The following is a 25970-nucleotide window of genomic DNA, read 5'->3' on the forward strand; positions in this document are numbered from 1 at the left end:
CAAAGCCCACAATGCAATCAACAATTATGATCGTTACTCGTCAGGTGCCTCGGCCTTCAGCTGCCGCCGCGTCCTCCAGGATTTCGAAACATGGCTCACTTGATCGGCCAGCGCGGCAAGATGGCCACGCAAGCCGCGCGCGCCCATCATGGACGACAGCGTGACTGATTGCGTGGCGAAGCGCCGCTTGAAATCCTCGCCGCCGCAGAGAAAATCAATCGTGGCAAAGCCACGGTCGAACGACCATTGGATATAGTCCATCATCAGTACCATACCCGGCGAGGCGCGCTCGTATTCGGGGTCATAGGTGGTGACGAAAGCCATCATCGTGCCGTGCTGCTCGAAGTTGATCGAGACGGCGACGATCGTGTCGTCAAGCTCCAGCACGAAGATGCGCAACAGCCCGAGGTCGGCCAGCACTGAAATAAGCGCGGCGAGAACCGGCGAGCCTTTGTCGAACAGATCCGAGGCACGACCATGGCGCGCGAGCCAGAGGCGCTTCAACGTCGCGACGCGCTCGAGCACCGGCTCGCGTGGATCCTTCGCATCCAGCAGCCGGAAGCGCAATGCACCGCTTTCTTCCATGAACTTGCGGCCACGGCGATAGTTCTGCCGACCCTTCTTGGACAACGTCTCGAACCATTCCGCCCCGCGCTGCCAGGAGCCAGCGACACGATAGCTGATTTCAGTGCGGTGGTTGGGCCGAAGCGCCTTGCCATGAGCCGGTTCCCGCAGGGCATGAACACCGGCATCCGGTAGTAGACGGTTGAGATAGATCAGGTCGAAGCCACCCTGGTCAAAAACATACTGCCAGAGGCGGGAGATCGCCCGCGGATCGCTGTCAGGTGCAACCAGCGCGTCGCCATAGTCGCTGTGATCCTTCGCCGCCCATTCGAGTATGCGGATGCCGGAACGCCTGAAGGTCGCGAGCGCTATCACGCCATCGAGCCGGTCGCCGTTCCAGGCAAGCCCAATCCTGAGCGCGCGCCGCTCCTGCTGCGGGGTGGTGCGCCACCAGGCCGCGATCCAGTCCGGGTGCTGGAAGACAAGCCCGCCAGCCCGCTTCCAGAGCGCGCTCCAGGCCGGTGCGATCTCGGCCAGGCGCACCGCCGATGTCACGACTTCGAAGGTGCGTGTCCGCGGGACTGCGAGCATAACGGGAGCGTTCATGGCCGTGTCCCCTCCGAGGATCGCGAAGTGAGCGACCGTGGCTTTCCGGGCCGGATGCGCCTGGCAATATGCCCCCACATCCGCTTCAGCGGCATGAGGTAAAGGCCTGCGAGAGACTGATAGTCGCGCACATCGCGGTCGACCAGCCCGAACTTGAAGTCCTCGTCGGGCCTCGGCACACACAATGTTCCGAAGAGCCGATCCCAGAACGAGAAGAGCAACCCGAAGTTCTTGTCGTAGTGGCGCGGATCGACGCTGTGATGCAACTGATGCCAGTGAGGACACAGGATCAAATTGTTGAGCGGGCCGAACGAGATCTTGAAATGCGTGTGCCTGACGAAATCCATCATCAGGATGTTACGCATGACATAGACGTTGACGCCAAAAACGGTCAATTCGACCAGGTTCAGCGAAATCAGCGACCAGATGCCGAAGCAGAGCCCCACGATGATGCCGTCCCAAGCTCGGTTCATCAACTCGTCGAGCGGATGGACCCGGTCCTTGGTGATTCCGACCATCACCTCGGCCGAGTGATGCACCTTGTGCAGTTCCCACAGCAGCGGATAGCGATGCTGGGCAACGTGATAGAGATAATAGGAAATGTCGTAGGCGAGGAGCATGCTGAGGGTGAAGATCAGAACCGTCACCGGCCCCGCCGGCCCCTCGATCAGAGGCGGCTGAAAGTGGAACAGTGTCGAAAACAGCCAGTTGGTCGCGTACCCCACTGCCGTGACGAAAACGATTCCGGCAGGCAACATCAGGAACGGCATCAAGGCCTTTTTCGTGACCCAGAACAGCAGGTCGGCCTTCGCGGAGGGATGGGTGATAACCTCATGCGGGATGGCAAACTCGAAAAACTCCTTCCAGCTCCTCTCCTCGACCGTGCGCCAGTAGGCCACGAGCGCGCTGACAAAGGCAGTCAGCAGCAAAAGCCCGGTCGCCAGCAGACTGGTGCCCGAAATCTTGTCGAAGATCTTGCCAACCAGATCGTCCAGCATTCCTACCGTCACGGTGAACCTCAAATACCAACACGCCTTTACTCGAAAAACGTCAACTAAATGCAATCGAAGACAGTTAAGAAACCCGAGCCTTGCTTTGCGGGCTGCAGGCTGCTCGTGGCACAATATTGGTGTTCATCGCCAACGATTTCGCGGCATGGTGTCCGCGTCCCGGAGATTTTCGTGCAACCTCCTGCCCGTGCTGCGTGCATTCAGGCCTGCGCTGTCGACGCGGCAAAACTTTGTTAACCCTAATAATGTGTAATCGAGCTTGTCGTTGGCCCCGTAACGAAAGCTCGGTCCCGTGAAACAAACCGGTCAGTCAGCTGTCTTCGGCAGACGCAAGGAACCGCACACGGTCATCATCGCCCGGGGCAATGAGATAAGGCATTTCACCATCCGCCCCTGGCTCGCCGCCTTTATCGGCTCCGCTCTGGCGGCCATCGCCATCGGTTATTTACTCGCCACGTCCTATCTGGTGCTGCGCGACGACCTGATCGGCGCCACGACGGCAAGGCAGGCGCGCATGCAGCAGGCCTATGAGGACCGCATCTCGGCCCTTCGCGCCCAGGTCGACCGCATCACCAGCCGCCAGCTTCTCGACCAGCAACAGATGGAGACCAAGGTCAGCGAGCTGCTGGCCAGGCAGACCCAGCTCAGCGAGCGGCACGGACGGCTCGGGCCGATCCTAGAGCGCGCCGAGAACGAGGTCGGCGACACACCCGCAACCGGCGCGGCGGCGCCCAAGCCCGATGACCACGCCGAGGTGACCGGCAGCCTTTCGCAGGCGCCGACCTATTCCGTCGCATCCTTGAGCGCCGGCGACACCAGGCCCTTCTCGCTTTGGTCGACAAGGTCCGAGCCGCTTGACGGCGAAACGGCCGCCGATCGCGCCGACAAGCTGTTCGTCTCAATCAATGCCTCGCTGAAGGCCATCGAAACCCAGCAGCTTTCGCGCATCACCACGCTTGCCGACAACGCTTACAAGAATGCCGATGCCATCGCCCAGGCACTGGAAGCGGCGGGCCTGCCGGTCGACAGCGAACTTAACAAGAGCGATGTCGGCGGCCCGCTGGTTCCGATTGATCCCTCGATGGTTTTCGACAGCCGAGTCAAGGAGTTGGACGAGGCGCTCGATGCACTAGACGAGGTGAAGAAGGAGGCGCGCAAGCTGCCGCTCACCAATCCTGCCCCTGGCCGTACGGTGACCAGCCCGTTCGGCGTGCGCACCGATCCGATCCTCGGCACCGCCGCCCTGCATACCGGAATGGATTTCAGGGCCCCGATCGGCATGCCGGCCAAGGTCACGGCCGCCGGCACCGTCACCCGCGCCGGCTGGGCCGGCGGCTACGGCCGCATGGTCGAGGTCGACCATGGCAATGGCTTTGCCACGCGCTACGGACATCTGAGCGAGATCGATGTTGCCATCGGCCAGAAGCTAGCTGCCGGCGACGTCATCGGCAAGACTGGCAGCAGCGGCCGCTCGACCGGCCCGCACCTTCACTACGAAGTGCGCCACGGCGGCGAGGCGGTCGACCCGCTGCGCTTCCTGACCGTCGGCAAGAAGGTAGCGCAGTATCTTTGACCGGCTGATCCAACACCGGCGCCGGCGAGCTCGCTAGAGCAATTCCAGGAAAAGTGTGAGCGGTTTTCCGCCCGGAATTGCGTAAAAACAAAGAGATAGGGCATTTCGCCGTTTCCGTGAAACGGTGAAATGCACTAGGCGTCGGGATTCTCCTGCCCGGCCAGGTACATCGTTGCTGCCGAGACCAGCGTAAGAACGCCGCTCTTCAACGCGGCCTCGTCGACGCGAAACCTGGCATGGTGAAGCGGATAGACCGACCCGACCTCCTCGTTGCGGATGCCGAGCCGGAAATAGACCGACGGACGCTTCTCGCTGTAATAGCCGAAGTCGTCGGCAATGCTCCATCCGGGCATGCTGAGCGCATTCTCCGCGCCGATGCTGGCCTTGGCGCCGGCCATGATCAGGGCTGCCATCTCGACATCGTTGACGACGCCAGGTTCGCCTCGATGCAGGTCGACCCGCACGCTGGCGCCGTGGCTGGAAGCCACTCCCTCCAGCACCTCGCGAAGCCGGCGCCAGGCACGCTCGCGGGTGGCGTCACTGCCGCTGCGGATGGTGCCCTTGAACGCGACCTTGCCGGCGGTCACGTTGTAGGCATTGCCGCCATTGATGGCGGTCACCGAAATGACCAGCGGATCGTAAGGATCGGTCTCGCGCGAAACGATCTTCTGCAGCTCGCTCACCATGGAGCAGGCCACGGTCAGCGCGTCGATGCCTTCATAGGGTTTTGCCGCATGCGCCGCCGAGCCGGTGACCAGCACATCGAACGTGTCACATGCCAAAGTGTAGGGGCCGGAGCCGACAGCGACCTTACCCGACGGCGTGTACGGATCGACATGGACGCAGATCGCGGCGTCGACATCGTCGAGAAGCCCCTCCTCCACCACCCGTTTGCCGCCTGACGGCTCATCTTCCTCGGCTGGTTGGAAGACAAGGCGGACGGTTCCGCCGAAATTTTCACGCGACCGATGCAGGTGCGCGGCCACCGCAAAGCCCATCGCGGCATGGGCGTCATGGCCGCAGGCATGCATCACGCCCGGATTTTCCGACGCATAATCGACGCCGGATTCCTCTTCGATCGGCAAAGCGTCGATGTCGGCGCGAATGGCGAGCTTGCGATTGGAGGGCCGGCCGGTGCCGACGATATCGACGGCGAGCCCGTAACCGGCAACGTCCCGAATCTCGGCGATGCCTTCGCTCGCGAGCATCTCGCGCAAATAGCGCTGCGTGCCCACCTCGCGGTTCGAAAGCTCCGGGTGGCGGTGCAGATGGCGGCGGATCTCGATCATCCGATCGAGAATCCCGGCGTCGATCTCGGGCACGGTATCGCCCGCAGGCCGGTCAGGATTTGACATGGATATCCCGCGGGAACTTCGTCAGCGTCTCGTTGCCGGTGTCGGTCACCAGAATGGTCTCGCTGATCTCGATGCCCCAGCCGTCCATCCACATGCCCAGGATCGAATGAACGACATTGCCGGGTTGAAGCATCGTCTTGTCGCCGGGTCTGAGGCTGATCGTATGCTCGCCCCAATCGGGCGGATAGGCGACGCCGATGGAGTAGCCGATGCGCGATTCCTTCTTCAGCCCGTAACGCGCGATGACCTTGCGCCAGGCAGCTTCGACCGCTTCCGCGGTCGTGCCCGGCCGTACGGTATCGAGCACCGCATCCATGCCCTCGATCACAGCCTTTGCCGTGTCCGCGACGCGGGTCGGCGTCTTGCCGAGCTGCATCGTCCTGGCCAGCCCGGCGGCATAGCGGCGGCAAACGCCGGCAAGCTCCAAGGCGATCGTTTCGTCCTTTCCGAACCGCCTGTCGCTCCACATGATGTGCGGCGCGGAAGCATTTTCACCACCCAGGATCGTCGGCGGCAGCGCGGTGATGTCGCCGGCGAAATTAGGGCTGCCGGCGATCTGCGCCGCCTGGATGGCGGCGATCGCGTCGCACTCGCGCACACCCGGCGCAATGACTTCGAACGCCCGCGCGACCGCTGCTTCGGCCAGCCTCGATGCGTTGCGCAGATAGGCGATTTCCGGCGCCGATTTCACCGCGCGGATCCAGTTCACAAGCAGGTCGGCGTCATGCCATTTCGCATTGGGCAATCCGGCGACGAGCCGCGCATGCGCCTTGGGTGAGAAATAATAGGCTTCGAGCTCGATGCCGGTGTGGCGGCTGCCCCAGCCCTTGGCGACGATCCAGGCCGCGATCCAGTCCATGGGATGACGGTCGGCGCGCTGAACATGGTCCTCCGGGAAGCCGACCACGTTTGCCGGCTTCATCCAGGCCGTCAGCAAGCCGCCGGCCGCGTCCATGGCGCGGCCTATCCAGACAGGCTCGGCATCCTCGATCGGAACCAGCACCACCTGCGGCGTGTAGAAAGACCAGCCGTCATAACCGGTGATGTAATGCTGGTTGGCGACGTCGTTGACGATCAGGAGTTCGATGCCGCGCCTGGCCATCTCGGCACGGATTTTTCCGAGCCGCTGCCGGTACTCTTCGCGGACAAAGGGCAGTTCAATCATCTTTTCTCCTCACCGGATCGATCTGGCCGGGGACGAGCCGCGTCTCCCGTAGCGCCCACCATCGCGGTGGTTTCGGCGGCCGGCAATCAGCCAGGACGATGCATAGGCAGGGCCTAGTCCGATGACAGAGTCCGCCTGTTGACTCGAATTAAGTTGTAGGATGATATGTATCACCCGATATCCAGACATGAATTTTCATGACCGTTCACCATCTCTCGCCGGAAATCCTTAGCGCCATCGAAGGCGCAGTCGGCCCAGGCGGATTCACCGCCGATGCCGCCGGTATGGCGAAATATCTGGGCGATTGGGCAGGCGATTACCGAGGCGAGGCTCTTGCCGTGCTGCGGCCAGGCTCGGTCGGCGAAGTCCAGGCCGTGATGCGTCTGTGCAGCGAGCTTGGGCTCGGCGTGATCCCGCAGGGTGGCAACACCGGGCTGGTGTCGGGCGCGATCGACAGCAAAGGCCGTGGTCTGGTTGTCGTCAGCCTTGAGCGGCTGAACGCCATCCGGCAGATCGATACGGAAAATTTCACCCTGCGTGCCGATGCCGGCTGCGTGCTGCAGACGATCAAGGACGCGTGCGAGGCGCAGGATTGCTTGTTCCCGTTGGCGCTCGGCGCGCAGGGCAGCTGCCAGATCGGCGGCAATGCGGCGAGCAATGCCGGCGGCGTCAACGTGCTGCGCTATGGCATGGCGCGCGACCTCATCCTCGGGTTGGAGGTCGTACTTGCGAATGGCGAGCTGTGGAACGGTTTTGCCGGGCTGCGCAAGAACAACAGCGGCTACGACCTGAAGCAGCTTTTCATCGGCTCGGAAGGCACACTGGGCATCATCACGGGTGTCGAGGTGAAGCTCTTTCCGAAGCCGGTTCAAACAGAGACAGCCTATCTCGGTCTCGCTTCTTTCGAAGCTGCCATCCAGTTATTCAATCGGGCGCGCCGCGACTGTTCGGACCTGATCTCCGCTTTCGAGATCATCGGTTCGGAATGTATCGAGCTCGCCCGGCTGATCGACCCAGGCATAGCTGCGCCGGTCTCGGCGCCCGTGCAGGTGCTGATGGAATTGTCCTCCGGGCCGGGTATCGATCTCAATACTCTCTTGGCCAGTTTCCTGGCCGATGCCATGGAAAAAGGCCTGGTGACCGACGCGGTTCTCGCCACGAGCAGCGTGCAGGCCAGGAGCTTCTGGGCGATCCGCGAAGGGCTGGTCGAAGGCCAGGCCAGGCGCGGCTATCATGTTCGGACCGATCTATCGGTGCGCATCTCCGACATCCCTGCCCTGATCAGCCAAGCCCGGCACTTCATCGCGAATAGCCATCCCAGCTGGATTCCGCTGGTCTATGGCCACGCCGGCGACGGCAACATCCATTTCAACGTGCTGCCGCCGCTTGAACTTGCCGAGCACCATGCCCGCGCGCGGGGCGCTGAAGTCATCGCCGGTCTCTATGAAATCGCCGTCGGCCTCGGCGGTTCGATCAGCGCGGAACACGGTATCGGCCGCAGCCGGCGCGAGGAATTCTGGACCGGGCTCTCGCCGACGCATCGCCACATGGTCGCGGCGCTGAAGACTGCGCTCGACCCCAAGGGACTGATGAATCCCGGTTGTCTGTTGCCCGCGACGGAGATTCTTTCATGAAGCAGAGACTGGCCGCCATCGGCACCGTCGAGACCTTGCCACACCGGGTCGCGGCCTTCCTTAGCCGCGAGATTGAATCCGGCGAATTGAACCCCGGCGCGCGGCTGCCGACCGAGCAGGAGCTGTCGGAAAAGTTCGGCGTCAGCCGCAATGTGGTGCGTGAGGCGATCGCTCAGCTCAGGGCTGACGGCATGATCGAGGCGCGGCAAGGCATCGGCGCCTTCGTGCTGGCGCCCGAGCAGCGGGCCGCGATCCGCATCGACCGCGAGGCGCTCAAGGACACGCACAACATGGAGCGGCTGTTCGAGTTGCGCTGCATCCTTGAGGCCGAGTCGGCGGCACTCGCCGCGGCGCGGCGCACTAAGGAGCATCTCGATTCGATCAAGGCAGCGCTCGACCGCATGGGCGGCGAAGAGCGCTGGGAAGAAGGCAGCATCGACGCCGACCTGCTCTTCCACCGCGAGATCGCGCGCGCCACCGGCAACAGCTACATCCACACTTTCATCTCGTTCGTCTGCGAGCAGATCCGTCACTCCATCCACTACGCCCGTATGACCAACCCGCTGCACGACCTCGTCGAGATCAATGTCGGCGAGCATGTGCGCATCTACGAGGCGCTGGTGGCGGGCGATCCGGCCGCGGCGGAAGCGGCAATGCGGGCTCACATCGTCGGCGCCGCCAATCGCGTCGGCGTCAGGCTGCCGCTGCCGAAAACCGACGGAGCGAAATAGCCATGCCGGCGAGCATCACCCGCATTTCCGACGTCTGCCTGCTGGTGGAAAACATCGAGCGCACCGTCGAATTCTATGTCGACAAGCTCGGCTTCCGCCTGCGCCGCCGCGCCGAAGGCTTTGCTGATTTCCATGGCGAGGGCGTCACGCTCGCCGCCTGGGAACTCGACCACATCAACCGCCATACCGGCGTGTCGAAGCTGAAATCGCAGCGCCAGGCGCACAAGGTCTGCGTCGCCGTGCAGCTCGATACGCCGGCAGACATCGACCGCATGCATGCCGAACTCAGCGGCAAGGGCGTGCCTTTCTACGGCCCGCCCGAAAACTACGCCTGGAATGCGCGCTGCGCCTATTTCACCGACCCGGACGACACACTCTGGGAGCTTTACGCCTGGCTCGACGGCGGCCCCGGCGACTACCACGACGAACAGCCGTAGACGACGCCGCGCTGAAGGGAGCGGCGCCTGAAGAAGAGACGAGAAAGTCTGCAACAGGAGCGAAAAATGAATGGGAACAGGGACTTCGAATTGAACCGTCGCGCTTTCATGAAAGGCGGCGTGGCGGCTGTGGCGGCCGTGTCGGCCGGTATGCAGCTGGTGCTGACGCCGGGCGCAAAGGCCGCCGGCAAGGTCGTCATCCAGTATGACTGGCTGATGTCCAACGGCCAGATCGGCGACATCGCGGCCGTCGCCAACGGCTATTTCAAGGATGCCGGGCTGGAGGTCGAATTCAGCCCCGGCGGCCCCAACGCTTCGACCGTCCCGCCGGTCATCTCGGGCGCCGCGCAGCTTGGCCAGTTCTCGGAGACGCCACAGCTCTATTCGGCGCGCGCTAGCGGCGTGCCGATCAAGATCATCGCCTGCGGCTTCCGCACCGGTCCCTACGCGCTGACCTCGAAGTCGGCCAAGCCGATCCGCGGCGTCGCGGATCTCAAGGGCAAGAAGATCGGCATCCAGCCGACGGCGCGCTTCGTCATCGACGAGATCCTGGCCAAGAACGGCATCGATCCTTCCGAGGTGACCATCGTCAATGTCGGCTTCGACAAGGCGCCGCTGGTGCGCGGCGACGTCGATGCGATCGGCGGCTGGATCACCAACACGCAGGCACTGAGCGTCGTCGGCGATGACCGCATCGACCTTCTGACTCGCGACCTTGGATTGAGCTCCTACGCCGACGTCTATTTCGCCACCGACACTGCGATCGAAAAGGATCCGGAGACCCTGGCCAAGTTCATCGGCGCCGTCGGCAAGGGATGGGGCTGGGTGCATGCCAACCCGCAGGAAGCGGTGAAGAAGATGGTCGCCGCCTATCCGGAAATGGATCTCGGCTGGGAGGAAAAGACCGTCAATCTGGTGCTGAAACTCTCCTTCGACGGCGCGACCGCCAAGGATGGCTGGGGCACGTTCGACCCCGCCTCGATCGAGGAGCAATTGGCGCTGCTCGACAAGGTCGGCCAATATCCGAACGGCCGTCCGGCAGCCAAGGATGTCTACACGACCAAGATCCTGGAACTGTCGGCCGCCGACCGGCCCAAGCTCGACGCGCCCGCGGCGTGATGGTGGAGGCTATCGAAGCGCGGCAGCTAGATGTCGGCTATGGCGGCCGGCAGACGGCCGTCAAAGTGCTCTCCGGCCTCGACCTGACCGTCGCGGCCGGTTCCTTCCTGTCGATCCTGGGGCCGTCCGGCTGCGGCAAGTCGACCTTGCTCAGGGTGGTGGCCGACCTGCTCGATCCGCTCGGCGGCTCAATCAGCGTGCTCGGCGAAACGCCGCATGCGGTGCGCTCGCGCCGCGACGTCGGCTTCGTCTTCCAGGATTCCACCCTGCTCCCCTGGCGCACGGTGCGCGACAATGTGCGCCTGCCGCTCGGCGTCGGCCAGGGCAGCCTGACCCGCAGGATCGAGGACCGCAGCACGGAGCTGCTGGAGCTCATGGGCCTCGGCGGCTTCAGCGAGCGCCTGCCGCACCAGCTCTCCGGCGGCCAGCGCCAGCGCGTCGCGATCGCGCGCGCCCTACTCGGCGAACCGAAACTGCTGCTGATGGACGAACCCTTCGGCGCGCTGGACGAGATCACGCGCGACCGGTTGAACGACGAGCTTCTCGCGCTCTGGCGGCGCACCGGCACGACGATCCTTTTCGTCACCCATTCGATCGCCGAGGCCGCCTATCTCGGCGAACGCGTGATCGTGCTGGCCGCCAATCCGGGGCGTGTCGTCAGGGACCTCGACATGCGGCCCTTCAAGCAGGAAAGCAATCGCTGCAAGCGCGAGGATCCGGCGATCGTCGCCGCCATGGCCGATTTGCGGACGGCGCTGGAGCGCGCATCGTGAGACAGGCGCCGCTCTCTCCGCAAATGACCCTTGCGCTTCCCGTCCTGGGCGCGGCTTCAATCCTGCTCGCCTGGCAATACTTGCTGCCCCTGCTTGGCGTACCGGCCTATATCGTGCCGACGCCGACGGCGATCTTCGGTGTCTTCCAGAAGAACTTTTCGCTCCTCATCGACAATCTGCGGCCGACGCTGATCGAGGCGCTGGCCGGCTTCGTCATCGGCAACCTGGCTGCCGTGCTGCTGGCCGTGCTCTTTGTCCACAGCCGCGTCCTTCAGGCCGCCTATTTCCCGATCGTGCTCTTCTTCAACACCATTCCGATCCTGGCGCTATCGCCGATCATCATCCTGATCTTCGGTCTCGGCATGACGCCGAAGATCGTTATCGCCGCGGTGATCTGCTTCTTCCCGACGCTGGTGAACATGATCCGTGGGCTCGATTCGGCCAGCGACAACGAGCACGAACTGTTCAGGGTGCTGTCGGCGACACGCTCGGAGATTTTCTGGAGTCTGCGCTTGCCGCGCGCGCTGCCGATGCTGTTCTCCTCGCTCAGGATCGCCTCGGCCACCGCCGTCATCGGCGCCATCGTCGGCGAATGGATCGGTTCGGACAAAGGGCTCGGCGCGCTGATCATCCAGGCGACCTTCAACTACCAGTCCGACCGCCTCTACGCCGCGATCGTGCTGTCGTCGTCGCTGTCGATCGCACTGTTCTGCATCGTGGTCCTCGTTGAGCGGCGGATCATAAAATACTGAAATCACAGCCGGCCGAACCGTTGGTCGGCATCGCTTCCTTGACTCCTCGACAACCGGACGCAGCGAGCGATAATCTGGCATACGACCGGCGACCAAAGCGTTCATCGCACATTCAACAGCTTCGCTGTAGGGTGTCCGATGCAATCAAAACGGGAGACGAATCGTGTCGAAAACCCCTACTTTCCTGATCCGGATGGCACTGGCGGTCATTTGCCTGGTCGGCCTGGCCGCGACCGCCACGGCCCTTTTCCCAAGCACCGCCTCGGCGCAGCAGCTGCGGCGATGCGCCAATGAAGGCGGCATATGCCGCCTGCCCTATCCCACGCAAGTGATCTACGGCGCCCGGGGTCGAACGACGTCCCGGTTTTTCGACCGCCGGGCCGTGCCTTGCTCAAATCGCCTTTTCGGTGATCCTGCACCCGGCCGCGAGAAAGCTTGCTATTACGTGGCGCGCGGCCGCGGCGGCTATGGCGGTGACAACAACTACGGCGATGACAACAATTACGGGGGCGATTACGGCTCACGGCCGGACCGCGGCGATTGGGTTGCCTGCGCCGGTGAGGGCGATTTCTGCGATTTCGAAGGTCGTGCGGTGGTCAGATACGGCGCACGCGGCCGGTACACGCAGGATGTCTTCAGGAACGGCGTCGACTGCAGCAACGACTCCTTTGGCGGTGATCCTGCTCCGGGCGCGGAAAAAAGGTGCTACGTCAGGCAGTAGCAGCCCGCCGCTCGATAAGGTGGTGGCCCTGGCAAGGGCCGCCGCCACATTCCGTTTCAGCTTGTTCGACAGGCTGGTGGGCGATGACGGGCTCGAACCGCCGACATCTTCGGTGTAAACGAAGCGCTCTACCAACTGAGCTAATCGCCCGCTTGAGCGCGGACCTTTAAGCAGTTAGGGCCGCATCCGCAAGGCCAAATGAACGGACGGCGCACCCGTCGCGGTGCGGTTTTCCCCAGCCAGGACGCCGCTGTCAAAAAACCTTCTGCTGATTGCTGTTATGCTTCGATGCTGCGCTTGACACCCGCAAACGAACCCCTTATCCACCGCCCCAACGACGAACACGGCTGACACGTGCTCGTCAGTGCGCGGGTGTAGCTCAGTCGGTTAGAGTGCCGGCCTGTCACGCCGGAGGTCGCGGGTTCGAGCCCCGTCACTCGCGCCATTTCCCTTTCCGGGGTCAATCAGAAAATCCGGCTTGTGCGGCGCGCTTTGACGGGTGTTCCGGCCGTATCGCCTTGACCACCGCGGATCGCGGTCTGCTTCTACACCGCCTGCCGGCCTGCGCCTGCCGCATGGAAGAGGACAAGCCGATTGCCCACATCGCCGAGTTGGCCAGCTAACGACCTCTGGCCAATTGCGAAGTCAATTCAAGGCGTTGAAGCAACCGACGCCGCGCGAATGTCGCAGCGGGTTTGACAACCGAGGGCCTTTACCCGGGAACCATTCCAATCTTGCCTCGTTCAGCCCACGGGCGAAAATGACGGGAGATCAAGATGGCTGTGAGATGCCGCATTTCGATCGATGACGCCAGGGACGTCGACGAGCTCGCCTTCCAGGAATTGCCACGGGTCGGTGAAAGCGTTTCAATGCCGGTCGAAGGATCGAGCAGGGACCTTCGGGTTCTGCGCGTGGTGCATATGCCCGGCAGCGAGCAGGGCGCAACGACGATGCTGGAGCTGACCAGCAGGATTCTGTAGCGCTATCCGAGCCCGATTCAGGAAATCATTCGCCCAGGACGACGCCGGAAGCGATGATCTGGGCCGTCCGTTCGGTGAGCTTCTGCCGCTTCGTAAGCGTGGGCTTTTCGTAAGGCTTTTTCATCCAGCCGTTCCAATCGGCGTTGCCGACCAGGACGATGAACGCGCTCGCCGCCGTTGCGTTCCGGATTAAGGAGCCGCTAACAAAGCCGAGAAAGACAGGTGGACGGGAGGCGTCAGGCCTTGGCGAGCAGCGCCTCGACCTCCCGCAATGTCGGCATCGACGGCGCGGTGCCTGGGCGGGTCACAGAAATGCCGGCGACCGCGCAGGCAAAGCGCACGGCCTCCAGCGGCTCGACGCCTTTTGCCAACGCTGCGGCCAGGCCGCCGTTGAACGCGTCACCCGCCCCCGTGGTCTCGACCACTGGGCCCGCATTGACCGCGCCGACATGTTCGGATCGCTCCTTGGTGTGGAGCAAGGCGCCCTTCTCGCCGAGCGTCACGATGACGGCGCCGACGCCCTTGGCCAATAGGGCATCGGCGGCGCGGCGGGCGTCGTCGATCGACGAAACCTTGATGCCGGTCAGTCCTTCGGCTTCGGTCTCGTTGGGCGTGACATAGTCGCAGAGGGTGTAGATGCGGTCGGGCAGGCTGGCGGCCGGCGCGGGATTGAGGATGGTCGTCACCCCTGCCCCGCGCGCGATCTCGAGCGCCTTCAATGCCGCGTCGATCGGCTGCTCAAGCTGGGTGACGAAGACGCCGGCGGAACGAATGAGCTCGGCATGCGCTTCGATGTCGACCGGGGAAATCAGCATTGCCGCGCCCGGGCTGACGATGATGGCATTGTTGCCGCTGCCTTCCTCGACGAAGATGTAGGCGGCACCCGTATAGCTGTCCGGCGTGTCGATGACGGCGCTTTTCACGCCTGCGTCTTTCCAGGTCTGCTTGGCCATGTCGGCGAAGGCATCGACGCCGAGCCTGGTCAGGAAAGTGATGTCGGCGCCAAGCTTGCCGGCGGCCACGGCCTGGTTCGAGCCCTTGCCGCCCGGGCCGAGCTTGAAGGAATTGCCGAGGATCGTCTCGCCCAGGCGCGGCTGGCGGTCGGCGCGATAGGCGGTGTCGGCAACGAACACACCCAAAATTACAACAGGCTTCGTGACGACGGGCTTGCCGATAGCCATGTCCTTACTCCGCATCCGGCGGCACGACGCCCTTGCGGAAGGCAAAGCAGCCATAGAAGCGCCGCTCGCCGGTCTGGATCACGCAATAAGCTCTCCTGGAGCGCTCGTAGAAGGCGTAGCGCTCGATCGAGATCATCGGCCAGGGCTTGCCCTCGGCCGCGTCGATCTCCTTCTGGACCTCCTTCTGCACCGGCGGAATCTCGTTCGGCTTGCCGACGATCTCCATGCGCGCCGCCGCATCGTTGACGAAAGTATCCAGCGGCAAGACCGACAGCACCGCCTTCACCACTTCGGCCGCCGTCGCGTCGATGCGCAACAGCTTGCCGAGCACGGTTTGCCGCGCCACCGAATCGGACGGGAAATTGGTGTCGGCGATGATCAGGTCGTCGCCATGGCCCATCGCCCGCAGCGCCTGGAGCACATCGGCATTGAGCAGCGGATTGATCCCTTTGAGCATGGTTTCCTCTTGAAGGGTTGATGCGGTCAGAGACGCTTGCCGGTGCCGGCGTCGAAGAGGTGGACCTGGTCGAGGCGCGGCTTGAGCTTCAGCGTGTCGCCCGGTTTGAAGTCGTGGCGCTCGCGAAACAGCGCCACCATCTCGCCCTCGCCGAAGCGCACGAAGGCCAGGGTCTCGGAGCCTGTCGGCTCGACCACCGAGATCTTGGACTCGACGCCGTCCGGATGGATCTCCAGATGCTCCGGCCGCACGCCGTAGACGACGGCCTGGCCATCCTCGGCAGCAACTCCCGGCGGCATCGGGAACGCCGTGCCGGCGATCTCGACGACCGCCTTCTCAGCCTTCTTCACGGTGCCCTTAAGCAGGTTCATCGAAGGCGAGCCGATGAAGCCGGCGACGAAAAGGTTCGCCGGCCGGTCGAACAGTTCCAGCGGCGCGCCGACCTGCTCGATGCGGCCGTCGCGCATCACGACGATCTTATCGGCCATGGTCATGGCCTCGATCTGATCGTGGGTGACGTAGATGGTGGTCGTCTTCAGCCGCTGGTGCAGTTCCTTGATCTCGGTGCGCATCTGCACGCGCAGCTTGGCGTCGAGATTGGAAAGCGGCTCGTCGAACAGGAACACCTGCGGATTGCGCACAATGGCGCGGCCCATGGCGACGCGCTGGCGCTGGCCGCCGGAAAGCTGGCGCGGATAGCGCCTGAGATAGGGCGCCAGGTCGAGGATGTCGGCGGCGCGCTTGACCCGCTCGGCGACGACGGCCGGATCGGTGCCGCGCAGCTTCAGCGCGAAGGCCATGTTCTGCTCCACCGTCTTGTGCGGATAGAGCGCGTAATTCTGGAACACCATGGCGATGTCGCGCTTGGCCGGCGGCAGGTTGTTGACGACGCGATCGCCGATCGAGATCGTGCCGCCGGAAACCGTCTCCAGCCCGGCCACCATCCTCAAGAGCGTGGACTTGCCGCAGCCCGACGGGCCAACCAGCACGACGAACTGGCCGTCGGCGATGTCGACACTGACCTCATGCAGGACCTTGACGGTTCCGAACGCCTTGGCCACACTGCTGATCGCTACTTGAGCCATCGTCTCCCCTTTATCGTTTGCGGTGAAGCTAGCCATTGCCAACGGCGACGGCAAGTCGGTATCTTATAGATAAAAACCCAATCCTGTTGACAAGGTAATCGATTACGCGAATAGTGGCGAGTGCCAATCCGAGAGCAGATCTGTTACCCTGAGATCGGATCTCCGGCGACGCAGGGTGGGGTCCCACGTCCCCGTATGATCGAGGAGAACCGTCAGACGTTTCGACGTCCGAGAGATTGGCACTTCAATTCAATGGCTGTTGTTCTGGGAGGAACCTGTAGATGAGAGTCGACCTGTATGAAAAACTGATGCGCGCCGGCGCCAGCCGCCGCGATCTGCTGAAAGGTGCCGCCTCGATGGCCGCGATCGCCGCCGCGTCCGGCGCCGGGCTCGGCGCGCTGACGAGGCCGGCCGCCGCCGATGACAGCCTGCGTGCGAAGATCCTGCAGATCCCCGGCGTCGGCAAGGGCCAGCCGACCGATGCGGATTTCCAGAAGGTCGGCGAGCTCTGCCTCGAAGCGACCAAGGCCAATGTCAAGGAAGGCGAGTTCGCCGGTGTCGAGCTCACCTTCATGGGCCTCAACAACCAGAACCTGCACAACGTGCTGTTCCGCGGCTTCCTGAAGCCATGGGAAGCCTATACCGGCGCCAAGATCAGCTGGATCGACCTCGCCCAGGCAGACTACAACGCCCGCCTGCAGCAGTCGATCGCCACTGGCACCGTCGACTTCGACATCATCGAAATGGGCGCGCCCTTCGAAGGTGACGTCTGCGGCAAGGGCCTCACCTCGGAGATGCCCGACTGGGTCAAGAAACAGATCGATTTCGACGATCTCGTCAACTACCTGAAGCCGCCGGTCGGCACCTGGGACGGCAAGCAGTATCGCGTGACCATCGACGGTGACACGCACAACTTCAACTACCGCACCGACGTGTTCGCCGATGCCGACCTCGCCAAGGCCTGGAAGGAAAGCGGCGCCACGACCGAATGGGGCGTGCCGAAGACCTGGCAGGAAGTGCAGGCCGTTACCAAGTTCCTGAAGGGCAAGAAATTCAAGGGCCAAGACGTCTATGGCTATCTCGATGCGCCCAAGCCCTGGGGCGGTTTCGGCTTCTACTTCCTCGGCAGCCGCGCCACCGCCTATGCCAAGCATCCCGATGACAAGGCCTGGCTGTTCGACGCCGACACGATGAAGCCGCGCGTCAACAATCCAGCCTGGGTGCGCGCCATCCAGGACGTGATCGACGCCCTGCCCTCAGAGCCTGCCGACCAGATCAACGCCGATCCGAACACGACTGCCTTCCAGCAGTTCCTGGCCGGCACCGGCTCGATGATCCCGTGGTGGGGCGACGTCGGCTCGAACGTGAAGACCAACGACTCATCGGTCATCGGCGACGTCACCGGCTTCTCGATCCTGCCGGGCTCCGACGACGTCTACAATTCCAAGACCGGCAAGTGGGAAAAGCTCGCCAGCGGCCCGAACTATTCGCCGAATTGCGCCTATCTTGGCTGGGGCGTCTATGTCATGGCCCGCGTCGACAAGGACGAAAAGAAGAAGAAGGCCGCATGGTCCGCCGCGGCCCATCTCGGCGGCAAGGACCTGTCGATCTGGACGGCGATGTATCCGTCGGGCTTCCAGCCCTACCGCAACTCCCATTTCAACATTCCCGAATGGGTGGCGGCCGGCTATGACGAGGCCTTCATCACCTCCTATCTCAAGTCGGAAGGCGATTCCTACAACCATCCGAACGCTGCGATCGAGCCGCGCATCCCCGGCATCTTCCAGTACTATTCGGCTGCCGAGGATATCCTGGCCAACACCTTCGCCGGCAAGATGAAGGCGCAGGAAGGCGCCGACGCCATCGCCGCCGCATGGGAGAAGCTGACCGACCAGATCGGACGTGACAAGCAGGTGAAGCTCTACAAAGCTTCGCTCGGCATGTAAGCTGTCTCACGGAAGTCGCGGCCCGGCGGCACCAGTCGCCGGGCCGCATCTTTGACCGGCTGCGGCCGGTCGTCAGTCAAAGAGGCGAGAGGCGTGGCTGAGCAGACTTCGACCGCGAATGCGTGGGCGGCAAATCCGGCCGACCTGATCCCGGCAGGCCGCAAGCGCCTCGGCTGGGGTCTGCTGGCCCTCGCGACCCTTGGCCTGCTGGCGATCATCGTCGTGCAGGTTCTCTACAAGACCGAAATGTCCACGGTCGGTTTCGACACCTGGCGCCCGGTGATCTACGCCTACATCTTGTGGGGCGCAGCGCTCGGCGCCTGGCAGGTGCTGACGCGTGGCGAGGACGGCCAGCGCGCGCTGTTCCTTCTGCCGGCGCTGCTCTTCACCATCGCCATGGTGATCTTCCCGACGCTGTTCGGCTTCTACATCGCGCTGACCGACTGGAACCTCAGCTCGTTTACCGGGCGCAGGTTCAACGGCCTCGACAATTTCTGGCAGATGCTGGCCGATCCCTATTACCGCAACGCGCTGTTCAACATGGTGCTCTACGTGCTTGCGGTGCTGGTCGAATATGTCATCGCCTTCGGCCTGGCGCTGCTGCTCAACGCGCAGATCCGGGCCCGCAAATTCTTCCGTGTCGTCTTCCTGTTGCCGCTGATGCTGTCGCCGGTCGCCGTGTCCTGGATGGTCGGCAAGTCGTTGATGGAGTACCGGTTCGGACCGGCGGCGACGCTGGCGCGTCATCTCGGCTGGGACAATCCGGCCTTCTTCTCCGATCCGATCACCGCCCGCATCTCGATCATGATGCTCGACGCCTGGACCTTCATCCCCTTCATGATGATCATGCTGCTTGCCGGCCTGCAGGCGATGTCGCGCGAGGTGCTGGAAGCCGCCCGCGTCGACGGCGCGACCGCGTGGCAGACATTCTGGCAAGTCACCTTTCCGCTGATGCTGCCGGTGTCGGTGACGGCCGTTATCCTGCGCATCATCTTCAAGCTGAAGCTTGCCGACATCATCATCACCCTGACCTCCGGCGGCCCCGGCGGCGCCACCGATTCCGTGTCGAGCTTCATCTATCGCGAATATCGCGACCGCTCGAATGTCGGCTACGGCACCATGCTCGCCATGGCCTATCTGATCATCATCGTCGTTTTCGTGACCTGGCTGTTGAAATTCGCCAGTCGCTTCGTGCGCAACGTCAACTGAGCGGCCATCATGAGCGTCCAGACCACCGACTACACCGTTTCCGAAATCCGCTCGCCGGCGGCCTTCGTCGCCAGCCGCGTCTTCATCTATGGCGCGCTTGTGTTCTGGGCTTTCGTCTGCCTGTTCCCGATCTACTGGACGATCACCACCTCGTTCAAATCGGCGGTCGACGTCACGCAGGGCCATCTCGTCCCCTTCGTCGATTTCCAGCCGGACTGGAAGGGCTGGCGCTCGCTCGGCCTGTCGCCGGACTCGATCTTCCAGACCTCGACCGTGCGCGACGAATTCTTCAAGCGCTTCATGAACTCCGTCATCACCTCTGTCGGGGCATCGGGCCTCGCCATCATCATCGGCAGCCTCGCCGCCTATGGCCTTGTCCGCTACCGCTACAAGTTCGCCTGGTTCAAGAACGAGGACATCTCCTTCTTCTTCCTGTCGCAGCTGATCCTGCCGCCGGTCGTGCTGGCGCTGCCTTTCCTGGTGCTCTACCGCGAAGTGGCCCTCCTCGACACGCGCATCGGGCTCGTGCTCCTCTACACGCTGATGGTGCTGCCGATCGTGATTTGGATCATGCGCGACCAGTTCAACTCTATTCCGGTCGAATTGGAGGAAGCAGCTTTGGTCGACGGGCTGTCGATCTGGGGCGCCTTCTTCCGCATCGTCATGCCGATCGCGCTGCCCGGCATGGTCGCCGCTTTCATCCTGGCGATGGTGCTGTGCTGGAACGAGTATTTCTTCGCCGCCCTTCTGACGTCGACCGATGCCAAGACCATCCCCGTCATGGTGGCGAGCCAGACCGGCTCGCAAGGCATCAACTGGTGGTCGATGGCGGCGCTTGCCACGGCCGCGATCGCGCCGCTGGCCATCATCGGCATCGCGCTCGAGCGCTATCTGATCATGGGCATGACGGCCGGCTCGGTGAAGTAGCGATGGCACTTCTTCCTTCTCCCCTTGTGGGAGAAGGTGTCGCCGAAGGCGACGGATGAGGGGTGCTCCAGGGAAAGCCAGCGCCTCACTCCGCTGGAACACCCCTCATCCGTCTCGGCGCTATCGCGCCGATCCACCTTCTCCCACAAGGGGAGAAGGAGGAGCCGCGCCTAGCTGACCAATATCGACCGCAGATGGTCGAGGATCATGGCAACGCCGATCTTGCCGAGACCCGCCGAGGCCTCCGACGCGCTTTTCGTATACCAGCCGGTGTTGTCGGCGAAGCGCTTCTCGTCCACCGCCTCCGGGCATAGCGCCAACATCAGCGAGGTTTCGCCGATGCCGGCATGGTCGAACGGATATTTGCCGTTCATCGCGGCCGGCATCAGAGGATGCACCTGCACCCAGTTGAAGACATTCTCGCCCTGCGCATGGCCGGCATAGTAATCGGCCATTGTGTTGGAGCCCCACCAACCCTCGCCACGTTCCTTCTCCAGGAAGCGGAAGATCGCCTGGCGGCCAGCGGTCTTGAAGGCGAGATCGGTCGGCATGCCGGCCACGAAATTCTCGGTCTGGTGGTGGATGATGGCGTGGATGTTGCGGAAGCCGATGCGCAGCAGGCCGTAGAACAATTCATCGGCGAATGGCGAAAGCACCGGACCGCCGACCTGCACCGAGCCGCTGCCTTCGGGCGCCGCCACCGCATAGCTTGCCGCGCCGTAGTAGAAGGGCGGCAGGATGACGATGTCCCTCTCCTTTTCGATCAGCTCCACCGTCTTGATGACGGCCAGCGTGTCCATGCCGACCGCCATGTGCTCGCCATGGTATTCGAGCACACCGAGCGGCAGCGCGACCGGCCAGTTCTCCTCGATCGCCTTGCGGATCTGGTGCGGCAGCATCAGCTCGTAGCGCATCCCCTACTCCATATTGGTGTGCCTGGCGCGCATCGCTTCCGGCGTGGCTTTTGTCAGCGCCTTGAGCTTCAGCACCATGATCTCGAACAAGAGGAACAGCGCGCCCTCGAACAGCGAGCCCATCGGCAGAACCGAAGTCCGGGCGGCGCCCTGGTCGCTGGCCATCGTCTGCGCCGGGATGAGCAGCGTGAAGTCGGCGAGTTTCTCCGAGCTGCTTTCCGGTTCCGCCGTCAACAGCAGCACCTTCGCGCCGGCCGCGCGAGCAACCCGCATCAAGGTCAGCACCGTGGTGGTCTCGCCTGGCCCCGAACTCGCCAGGAACACATCCCCTCGCCCCAATGGCGGCGTGGTCATGTCACCGACGACCGAGACCGGCAGGCCGAGATGGTAGAGCCGCATGGCGAAGCCTTTCACCTGCAGCGCCTCGCGACCGCAGCCATAGACGGCGATCCGGGCGGCGTCGGCAAGCATTTCGCAGGCGGCGTCGATCCGGGCTTCATCCGTACGCGCCAGCACCGCGCCAAGCTCGTCCAGCGCGGTCGCGAACATGCCTGATCCGGCTTTGGTCATGATGGCTCTCACCCTGCCTGAGAGGTGTCGCGACGCTTTGTGGATTTGCGGTATGCTGCCGCGAAAAGCTTGTTTCTGTTCATGCTACCACCGCGAAAATCGCTGTCCAACGAGCCTCGGCACTTTTGCTGGGCCACGAGCGTGATAGTGTCATGTCAGACAAATCACTCCGGGACATCGTCAGACATGAAGACACGGCATTTCGACCGCATCGGCAATGGCGGCATCACCTTCACCGAGCTCGGCTTCGGCGCCGCGCCGCTCGGCAATCTCTACCGCGCCATTTCCGACGAGGACGCCAATGCTACCTTGCAGGCGGCCTGGGCGACCGGATGCCGCTATTATGATACGGCCCCGCTCTACGGCCTCGGCCTGTCGGAAACGCGCCTCAATCCCTTCCTGCGCGGCAAGAAGCGCGACGACTATGTGTTGTCGAGCAAGGTCGGCCGCATCATGCGCGTCGCCCCGCCGGACAAGCGCACCGGCATCGGCAAGTTCTTCGAGACGCCGTCGCGCCGGGAAGTCTACGACTACAGCTATGACGGCGTCATGCGCTCTTTCGAGGCCTCGCTGGAGCGCCTGGGCGTCGACCGCATCGACATCCTTTTCGTCCATGACGTCGACATCTTCACCCATGGCAGCAAGGAGGCCTCGGATGCCCGCATCGAGGAATTCATGTCGTCCGGCTATTACGGCCTGCTGGCGCTGCGCGACCAGGGCGTGATCAAGGCCTTTGGCGGCGGCATCAACGAGTGGCAGGTCGCCCAGACGCTTGCCGAGCGCGGCGACTTCGACCTGTTCCTGCTTGCCGGCCGCTACACGCTGCTGGAGCAGGAGGCGCTGCAATCCTTCCTGCCGCTTTGCCAGAAGCGCGGCATCGGCATCGTGCTGGGCGGCCCCTACAATTCCGGCGTGCTTGCGACCGGACCGAAGCCCGGCGCCTTCTACAATTACAGCGAAGCGCCCAAGGAGATCCTGGATCGCGTGGCGCGTATCGAAGCCGTCTGCAAACGCCACAATGTGCGGCTGATCGAGGCGGCGCTGCAATTCCCGCTACAGCATCCTTCGGTGATGTCGGTGATACCCGGCGGCCAGCGGCCGGCCGAGGTCGAAAGCAACCGGGCGCTGCTCGACACCAGGATACCGGCGGCGCTGTGGGCGGATCTGAAACAGGAAGGCCTGATGCGCGCCGACGCGCCGACGGCCTGAGCGACTTCCACCGCAAAAAAGAAAAGCCGGGCAAGCCCGGCTTTTCTGCTCTTAAAGAAAAAAGGTCTTAGTTGACCGCGTCCTTGAGGCCCTTGCCGGCCGAGAACTTCGGCACGGTGCGCGCCGGGATCTTCACTTCCGCGCCGGTCTGCGGATTGCGGCCGGTCGAAGCAGCGCGTTTTGACACGGTGAAATTTCCGAAGCCGACAAGCCGGACATCGCCGCCCTTCTTCAGTTCGCCAGTGATCACGGAGAACACCGCATCGACGGCGGACTGCGCATCAGCCTTCGAAATGCTTGCGGAGTCGGCGACGGCGGACACCAGTTCGTTCTTGTTCATAAAAATTCCCTTCCATGAGAAAACCGGAACTACGACTCATCCGGCAGGAAACGGACTTTAGAAAGAAGCGTTCAGGAACCCAAGCCGAAAACCGCGGAATTCCGGGCTTTTTTGCTTTTTTTGGTGGCTTTTCACATGAAAAAGCCGGGCTCAAGGCCCGGCTCTCTCTTTGTGCGCTGCAATGTTAGCAAACGCTAATGAGCAAGCGACTTTCCGGCATCGTCGCCGCTGTCGACCGGAGCCGGCGCATTGACCGGCTCGACCCACTCGATCGGCTCCGGCATCCTGACCAACGCGTGCCTCAGCACCTCGCCAACCCGCGAGACCGGAATGATCTCCATGCCGTTCTTCACATTGTCCGGAATCTCCGCCAGATCCTTGACGTTCTCTTCCGGGATCAGGACCTTCTTGATGCCGCCGCGCAATGCCGCGAGCAGCTTCTCCTTCAGGCCGCCGATCGGCAGGATGCGGCCACGCAGCGTGATCTCGCCGGTCATCGCCACATCGGCCCGCACCGGGATACCCGTCAGCACCGACACGATGGCAGTGGCCATCGCGGCACCTGCGGACGGGCCGTCCTTCGGCGTGGCGCCTTCCGGCAAGTGGACGTGGATGTCGCGCTTGTCGAACAGCGGCGGCTCGATGCCGAAATCGATAGCCCGAGAGCGGACGTAAGAAGCCGCCGCCGAGATCGATTCCTTCATCACGTCACGCAGATTGCCGGTCACCGTCATGCGGCCCTTGCCGGGCATCATGACGCCTTCGATCGTCAGCAGCTCGCCGCCGACTTCCGTCCAGGCAAGACCCGTGACCACGCCGACCTGATCGTCGGCTTCGACCTGGCCGAAGCGGAAGCGCGGCACGCCGAGATAATCGGCGAGGTTGTCCGCCGTGATCTTCACCGTCTTCTTCTTCGTCCGCAGGATCTCGGTCACCGCCTTGCGCCCGAGCTTCATCAGCTCGCGCTCCAGGCTGCGCACGCCGGCTTCCCGCGTGTAGGTCTGGATGATGCCGCGGATCGCGTCCTCGCCGACCGAGAATTCGTTCGGCTGCAGGGCATGGTCACGGATCACCTTGGGCATCAGGTGACGCTTGGCGATCTCGATCTTCTCGTCCTCGGTGTACCCGGCGATACGGATGATCTCCATGCGGTCCATCAAGGGCGCCGGGATGTTCAGCGTGTTCGCCGTCGTCACGAACATCACGCTCGACAGGTCGTATTCGACCTCGAGGTAATGGTCCATGAACGTCGAGTTCTGCTCCGGATCGAGCACCTCGAGCAGGGCCGATGACGGATCGCCGCGGAAGTCCTGGCCCATCTTGTCGATCTCGTCGAGCAGGAAGAGCGGGTTCGACTTCTTGGCCTTCTTCATCGACTGGATGACCTTGCCGGGCATCGAGCCGATATAGGTCCGCCGGTGACCGCGGATCTCGGCCTCGTCACGCACGCCGCCGAGCGCCATGCGGATGAACTCGCGGCCGGTCGCCTTGGCGATCGACTTGCCGAGCGAGGTCTTGCCGACGCCAGGCGGTCCGACGAGGCACAGTATCGGCCCCTTGATCTTCTTCTGTCGGCTCTGCACGGCGAGATACTCGACGATGCGCTCCTTGACCTTGTCGAGGCCGAAATGATCGGCATCGAGCACGTCCTGCGCATAGTTCAGGTCCTGCTTGACCTTGGAGTTCTTGCCCCACGGGATCGACAGCAGCCAGTCGAGATAGTTGCGCACCACCGTCGATTCAGCCGACATCGGCGACATCGAGCGCAGCTTCTTCAACTCGGCCTCCGCCTTCTCGCGGGCCTCCTTGGAGAGCTTGGTCTTCTTGATGCGCGCCTCGATCTCGGCGGCCTCGTCGCGGCCGTCCTCGCCCTCGCCGAGCTCCTTCTGGATCGCCTTCATCTGCTCGTTGAGGTAGTACTCGCGCTGCGTCTTCTCCATCTGGCGCTTGACGCGCGAGCGGATGCGCTTTTCCACCTGGAGCACGGAGATTTCGGCTTCCATGAAGCCCATCGCCTTCTCCAGACGCTCCTTGACGGAAAGCGTGGCGAGCATCTCTTGCTTCTCGGGGATCTTGATGGCGAGGTGCGAGGCGACCGTATCGGCGAGCTTGGAATAGTCGTCGATCTGGCTGGCCGCACCCACCACTTCGGGCGAGATCTTCTTGTTCAGCTTGACGTAATTCTCGAAGTCGGTGACGACCGAGCGGGCAAGCGCCTCGATCTCGACCTCTTCCTCTTCCGGTTCGGCGAGCGCGGTGGCGCGGGCTTCATGGAAATCGGCGCGGTCGGTGAACGAGACGATCTTGGCGCGCGAGGCGCCCTCGACCAGAACCTTCACGGTGCCGTCGGGCAGCTTCAAAAGCTGCAGCACATTGGCGAGCGTGCCGATGTCGAAGATCGCATCGGGCTCGGGATCGTCGTCGGCTGCATTCATCTGGGTGGCGAGCAGGATCTGCTTTTCCTGACCCATCACCTCTTCCAGCGCCTTGATCGACTTTTCACGGCCCACGAAGAGCGGAACGATCATATGCGGGAACACGACGATATCGCGCAGTGGGAGGACTGCGAAAACGCCGTCGCCGGAAGCCTTGGATATCTTGGCCATTGTCCAACCTTTCATGTCGCGGACGCTTATTTTAGCCAACCGCGAATCTCATATTAACGACCGAGGGTCGTTCCGCCTACCACCGTTTGTGACGGGAGTTTTACAG

At 63.1% G+C, this 25970-nt stretch carries 24 protein-coding genes and 2 tRNA genes; 14 read left to right on the forward strand and 12 right to left on the reverse strand.

Going from position 1 to position 25970, the window contains the following annotated elements:
• Positions 1-33 precede the first annotated feature (33 nt).
• The gene (locus tag WDX12_RS29170; RefSeq protein WP_434722926.1) at positions 34-1170 is read right to left on the reverse strand and encodes a GNAT family N-acetyltransferase; all 1137 of its coding nucleotides are present in this window, start codon (positions 1168-1170) and stop codon (positions 34-36) included.
• On the reverse strand, positions 1167-2168 hold the full coding sequence (locus WDX12_RS29175; protein ID WP_320295963.1) for a sterol desaturase family protein: 1002 nt from the start codon (positions 2166-2168) through the stop codon (positions 1167-1169). Before WDX12_RS29175 ends, WDX12_RS29170 begins: the two co-directional genes overlap by 4 nt.
• Positions 2169-2472: 304 nt before the next feature.
• Between WDX12_RS29175 and WDX12_RS29180 the strand changes: the two genes are divergently transcribed.
• On the forward strand, positions 2473-3753 hold the full coding sequence (locus tag WDX12_RS29180) for a M23 family metallopeptidase (RefSeq protein WP_434722927.1): 1281 nt from the start codon (positions 2473-2475) through the stop codon (positions 3751-3753).
• Between the two features lie 134 nt (positions 3754-3887).
• Here WDX12_RS29180 and WDX12_RS29185 read toward each other — a convergent pair whose 3' ends face one another.
• Positions 3888-5108, reverse strand: coding sequence for a M20 metallopeptidase family protein (locus WDX12_RS29185; protein WP_434722928.1), 1221 nt, complete (start codon positions 5106-5108; stop codon positions 3888-3890).
• Entirely contained in the window at positions 5095-6273 is a 1179-nt protein-coding gene (locus WDX12_RS29190; RefSeq protein WP_434722929.1) for a M24 family metallopeptidase, read from the reverse strand. Before WDX12_RS29190 ends, WDX12_RS29185 begins: the two co-directional genes overlap by 14 nt.
• 197 nt (positions 6274-6470) lie before the next feature.
• Here WDX12_RS29190 and WDX12_RS29195 point away from each other — a divergent pair, with 197 nt between their 5' ends.
• From WDX12_RS29195 to WDX12_RS29225, 7 genes are all read left to right on the forward strand, one after another.
• Positions 6471-7907: an FAD-binding oxidoreductase gene (locus WDX12_RS29195; protein ID WP_320295894.1), complete on the forward strand. Its 1437-nt coding sequence runs from the start codon at positions 6471-6473 to the stop codon at positions 7905-7907.
• Complete coding sequence (locus tag WDX12_RS29200) at positions 7904-8638, forward strand: FadR/GntR family transcriptional regulator (protein WP_320295895.1); 735 nt, start codon at positions 7904-7906, stop codon at positions 8636-8638. The genes WDX12_RS29195 and WDX12_RS29200 overlap by 4 nt, the downstream gene beginning before the upstream one ends.
• 2 nt (positions 8639-8640) lie before the next feature.
• Complete coding sequence (locus WDX12_RS29205; RefSeq protein ID WP_320295896.1) at positions 8641-9075, forward strand: VOC family protein; 435 nt, start codon at positions 8641-8643, stop codon at positions 9073-9075.
• A 66-nt stretch (positions 9076-9141) separates the two neighbouring features.
• A complete protein-coding gene (locus tag WDX12_RS29210; RefSeq protein ID WP_434722930.1) occupies positions 9142-10194 on the forward strand; it encodes an ABC transporter substrate-binding protein in 1053 nt (350 codons plus the stop codon).
• Complete coding sequence (locus tag WDX12_RS29215; protein ID WP_434722931.1) at positions 10194-10967, forward strand: ABC transporter ATP-binding protein; 774 nt, start codon at positions 10194-10196, stop codon at positions 10965-10967. Before WDX12_RS29210 ends, WDX12_RS29215 begins: the two co-directional genes overlap by 1 nt.
• On the forward strand, positions 10964-11719 hold the full coding sequence (locus WDX12_RS29220; RefSeq protein WP_320295898.1) for an ABC transporter permease: 756 nt from the start codon (positions 10964-10966) through the stop codon (positions 11717-11719). Before WDX12_RS29215 ends, WDX12_RS29220 begins: the two co-directional genes overlap by 4 nt.
• A gap of 163 nt (positions 11720-11882) precedes the next feature.
• On the forward strand, positions 11883-12440 hold the full coding sequence (locus tag WDX12_RS29225; protein ID WP_430699252.1) for a hypothetical protein: 558 nt from the start codon (positions 11883-11885) through the stop codon (positions 12438-12440).
• Positions 12441-12514: 74 nt separating this feature from the next.
• On the opposite strand, the gene WDX12_RS29230 is transcribed toward WDX12_RS29225, so the two are convergent.
• Positions 12515-12590 (reverse strand) — tRNA-Val (locus WDX12_RS29230).
• A 218-nt stretch (positions 12591-12808) separates the two neighbouring features.
• Between WDX12_RS29230 and WDX12_RS29235 the strand changes: the two genes are divergently transcribed.
• Positions 12809-12885, forward strand: a tRNA-Asp gene (locus WDX12_RS29235).
• Positions 12886-13216: 331 nt separating this feature from the next.
• Positions 13217-13420 (forward strand): hypothetical protein, encoded by a 204-nt coding sequence (locus WDX12_RS29240; protein ID WP_027166441.1) that lies wholly within the window; start codon positions 13217-13219, stop codon positions 13418-13420.
• A gap of 236 nt (positions 13421-13656) precedes the next feature.
• Here the strand turns inward: WDX12_RS29240 and rbsK are convergent, their stop codons facing one another.
• From rbsK to WDX12_RS29255, 3 genes are read right to left on the reverse strand one after another with little or no spacing between them, the layout of a single operon-like run.
• The gene (gene rbsK / locus WDX12_RS29245) at positions 13657-14601 is read right to left on the reverse strand and encodes a ribokinase (protein ID WP_434722932.1); all 945 of its coding nucleotides are present in this window, start codon (positions 14599-14601) and stop codon (positions 13657-13659) included.
• A 4-nt stretch (positions 14602-14605) separates the two neighbouring features.
• Positions 14606-15058: an RbsD/FucU family protein gene (locus WDX12_RS29250; protein ID WP_434722933.1), complete on the reverse strand. Its 453-nt coding sequence runs from the start codon at positions 15056-15058 to the stop codon at positions 14606-14608.
• Between the two features lie 26 nt (positions 15059-15084).
• Positions 15085-16143: an ABC transporter ATP-binding protein gene (locus tag WDX12_RS29255; RefSeq protein ID WP_320295901.1), complete on the reverse strand. Its 1059-nt coding sequence runs from the start codon at positions 16141-16143 to the stop codon at positions 15085-15087.
• A gap of 281 nt (positions 16144-16424) precedes the next feature.
• On the opposite strand from WDX12_RS29255, the gene WDX12_RS29260 reads away from it, so the two are divergent.
• From WDX12_RS29260 to WDX12_RS29270, 3 genes are all read left to right on the forward strand, one after another.
• Positions 16425-18089 carry an ABC transporter substrate-binding protein gene (locus tag WDX12_RS29260; protein ID WP_320295902.1) on the forward strand — a complete coding sequence of 555 codons (1665 nt, stop codon included), beginning with the start codon at positions 16425-16427 and terminating at the stop codon, positions 18087-18089.
• A gap of 93 nt (positions 18090-18182) precedes the next feature.
• The gene (locus WDX12_RS29265) at positions 18183-19298 is read left to right on the forward strand and encodes a carbohydrate ABC transporter permease (protein ID WP_320295903.1); all 1116 of its coding nucleotides are present in this window, start codon (positions 18183-18185) and stop codon (positions 19296-19298) included.
• A gap of 9 nt (positions 19299-19307) precedes the next feature.
• Positions 19308-20225, forward strand: a complete 918-nt coding sequence (locus tag WDX12_RS29270; RefSeq protein WP_434722934.1) for a carbohydrate ABC transporter permease — start codon at positions 19308-19310, stop codon at positions 20223-20225.
• A 170-nt stretch (positions 20226-20395) separates the two neighbouring features.
• On the opposite strand, the gene WDX12_RS29275 is transcribed toward WDX12_RS29270, so the two are convergent.
• Entirely contained in the window at positions 20396-21139 is a 744-nt protein-coding gene (locus tag WDX12_RS29275; RefSeq protein ID WP_434722935.1) for a creatininase family protein, read from the reverse strand.
• A 3-nt stretch (positions 21140-21142) separates the two neighbouring features.
• A complete protein-coding gene (gene hxlB / locus WDX12_RS29280; RefSeq protein ID WP_434722936.1) occupies positions 21143-21709 on the reverse strand; it encodes a 6-phospho-3-hexuloisomerase in 567 nt (188 codons plus the stop codon).
• A 186-nt stretch (positions 21710-21895) separates the two neighbouring features.
• Here hxlB and WDX12_RS29285 point away from each other — a divergent pair, with 186 nt between their 5' ends.
• Positions 21896-22918, forward strand: coding sequence for an aldo/keto reductase (locus WDX12_RS29285; RefSeq protein WP_434722937.1), 1023 nt, complete (start codon positions 21896-21898; stop codon positions 22916-22918).
• A gap of 67 nt (positions 22919-22985) precedes the next feature.
• Here WDX12_RS29285 and hupB read toward each other — a convergent pair whose 3' ends face one another.
• Together hupB and lon are read right to left on the reverse strand one after the other, a co-directional pair.
• A complete protein-coding gene (hupB, locus tag WDX12_RS29290; RefSeq protein WP_027166452.1) occupies positions 22986-23258 on the reverse strand; it encodes a DNA-binding protein HupB in 273 nt (90 codons plus the stop codon).
• A 194-nt stretch (positions 23259-23452) separates the two neighbouring features.
• Complete coding sequence (gene lon / locus WDX12_RS29295) at positions 23453-25864, reverse strand: endopeptidase La (protein ID WP_320295908.1); 2412 nt, start codon at positions 25862-25864, stop codon at positions 23453-23455.
• Positions 25865-25970: the final 106 nt, after the last annotated feature.

This window comes from Mesorhizobium sp. RIZ17 (genome assembly GCF_051127865.1).
Classification (GTDB): Bacteria; Pseudomonadota; Alphaproteobacteria; order Rhizobiales; family Rhizobiaceae; genus Mesorhizobium; species Mesorhizobium humile.

What these genes read in the sequence shown, in the direction of transcription:
- WDX12_RS29215 (WP_434722931.1), top strand. Translation starts at nt 10,194, where the DNA reads ATGGTGGAGGCTATCGAAGCGCGGCAGCTAGATGTCGGCTATGGCGGC.
- WDX12_RS29175 (WP_320295963.1), bottom strand. Translation starts at nt 2,168, where the DNA reads ATGCTGGACGATCTGGTTGGCAAGATCTTCGACAAGATTTCGGGCACC.
- WDX12_RS29285 (WP_434722937.1), top strand. Translation starts at nt 21,896, where the DNA reads ATGAAGACACGGCATTTCGACCGCATCGGCAATGGCGGCATCACCTTC.
- WDX12_RS29270 (WP_434722934.1), top strand. Translation starts at nt 19,308, where the DNA reads ATGAGCGTCCAGACCACCGACTACACCGTTTCCGAAATCCGCTCGCCG.
- WDX12_RS29195 (WP_320295894.1), top strand. Translation starts at nt 6,471, where the DNA reads ATGACCGTTCACCATCTCTCGCCGGAAATCCTTAGCGCCATCGAAGGC.
- WDX12_RS29260 (WP_320295902.1), top strand. Translation starts at nt 16,425, where the DNA reads ATGAGAGTCGACCTGTATGAAAAACTGATGCGCGCCGGCGCCAGCCGC.
- WDX12_RS29255 (WP_320295901.1), bottom strand. Translation starts at nt 16,143, where the DNA reads ATGGCTCAAGTAGCGATCAGCAGTGTGGCCAAGGCGTTCGGAACCGTC.
- WDX12_RS29170 (WP_434722926.1), bottom strand. Translation starts at nt 1,170, where the DNA reads ATGAACGCTCCCGTTATGCTCGCAGTCCCGCGGACACGCACCTTCGAA.
- WDX12_RS29275 (WP_434722935.1), bottom strand. Translation starts at nt 21,139, where the DNA reads ATGCGCTACGAGCTGATGCTGCCGCACCAGATCCGCAAGGCGATCGAG.
- WDX12_RS29190 (WP_434722929.1), bottom strand. Translation starts at nt 6,273, where the DNA reads ATGATTGAACTGCCCTTTGTCCGCGAAGAGTACCGGCAGCGGCTCGGA.
- WDX12_RS29205 (WP_320295896.1), top strand. Translation starts at nt 8,641, where the DNA reads ATGCCGGCGAGCATCACCCGCATTTCCGACGTCTGCCTGCTGGTGGAA.
- WDX12_RS29250 (WP_434722933.1), bottom strand. Translation starts at nt 15,058, where the DNA reads ATGCTCAAAGGGATCAATCCGCTGCTCAATGCCGATGTGCTCCAGGCG.
- rbsK (WP_434722932.1), bottom strand. Translation starts at nt 14,601, where the DNA reads ATGGCTATCGGCAAGCCCGTCGTCACGAAGCCTGTTGTAATTTTGGGT.
- WDX12_RS29200 (WP_320295895.1), top strand. Translation starts at nt 7,904, where the DNA reads ATGAAGCAGAGACTGGCCGCCATCGGCACCGTCGAGACCTTGCCACAC.
- WDX12_RS29185 (WP_434722928.1), bottom strand. Translation starts at nt 5,108, where the DNA reads ATGTCAAATCCTGACCGGCCTGCGGGCGATACCGTGCCCGAGATCGAC.
- lon (WP_320295908.1), bottom strand. Translation starts at nt 25,864, where the DNA reads ATGGCCAAGATATCCAAGGCTTCCGGCGACGGCGTTTTCGCAGTCCTC.
- WDX12_RS29240 (WP_027166441.1), top strand. Translation starts at nt 13,217, where the DNA reads ATGGCTGTGAGATGCCGCATTTCGATCGATGACGCCAGGGACGTCGAC.
- WDX12_RS29210 (WP_434722930.1), top strand. Translation starts at nt 9,142, where the DNA reads ATGAATGGGAACAGGGACTTCGAATTGAACCGTCGCGCTTTCATGAAA.
- hupB (WP_027166452.1), bottom strand. Translation starts at nt 23,258, where the DNA reads ATGAACAAGAACGAACTGGTGTCCGCCGTCGCCGACTCCGCAAGCATT.
- hxlB (WP_434722936.1), bottom strand. Translation starts at nt 21,709, where the DNA reads ATGACCAAAGCCGGATCAGGCATGTTCGCGACCGCGCTGGACGAGCTT.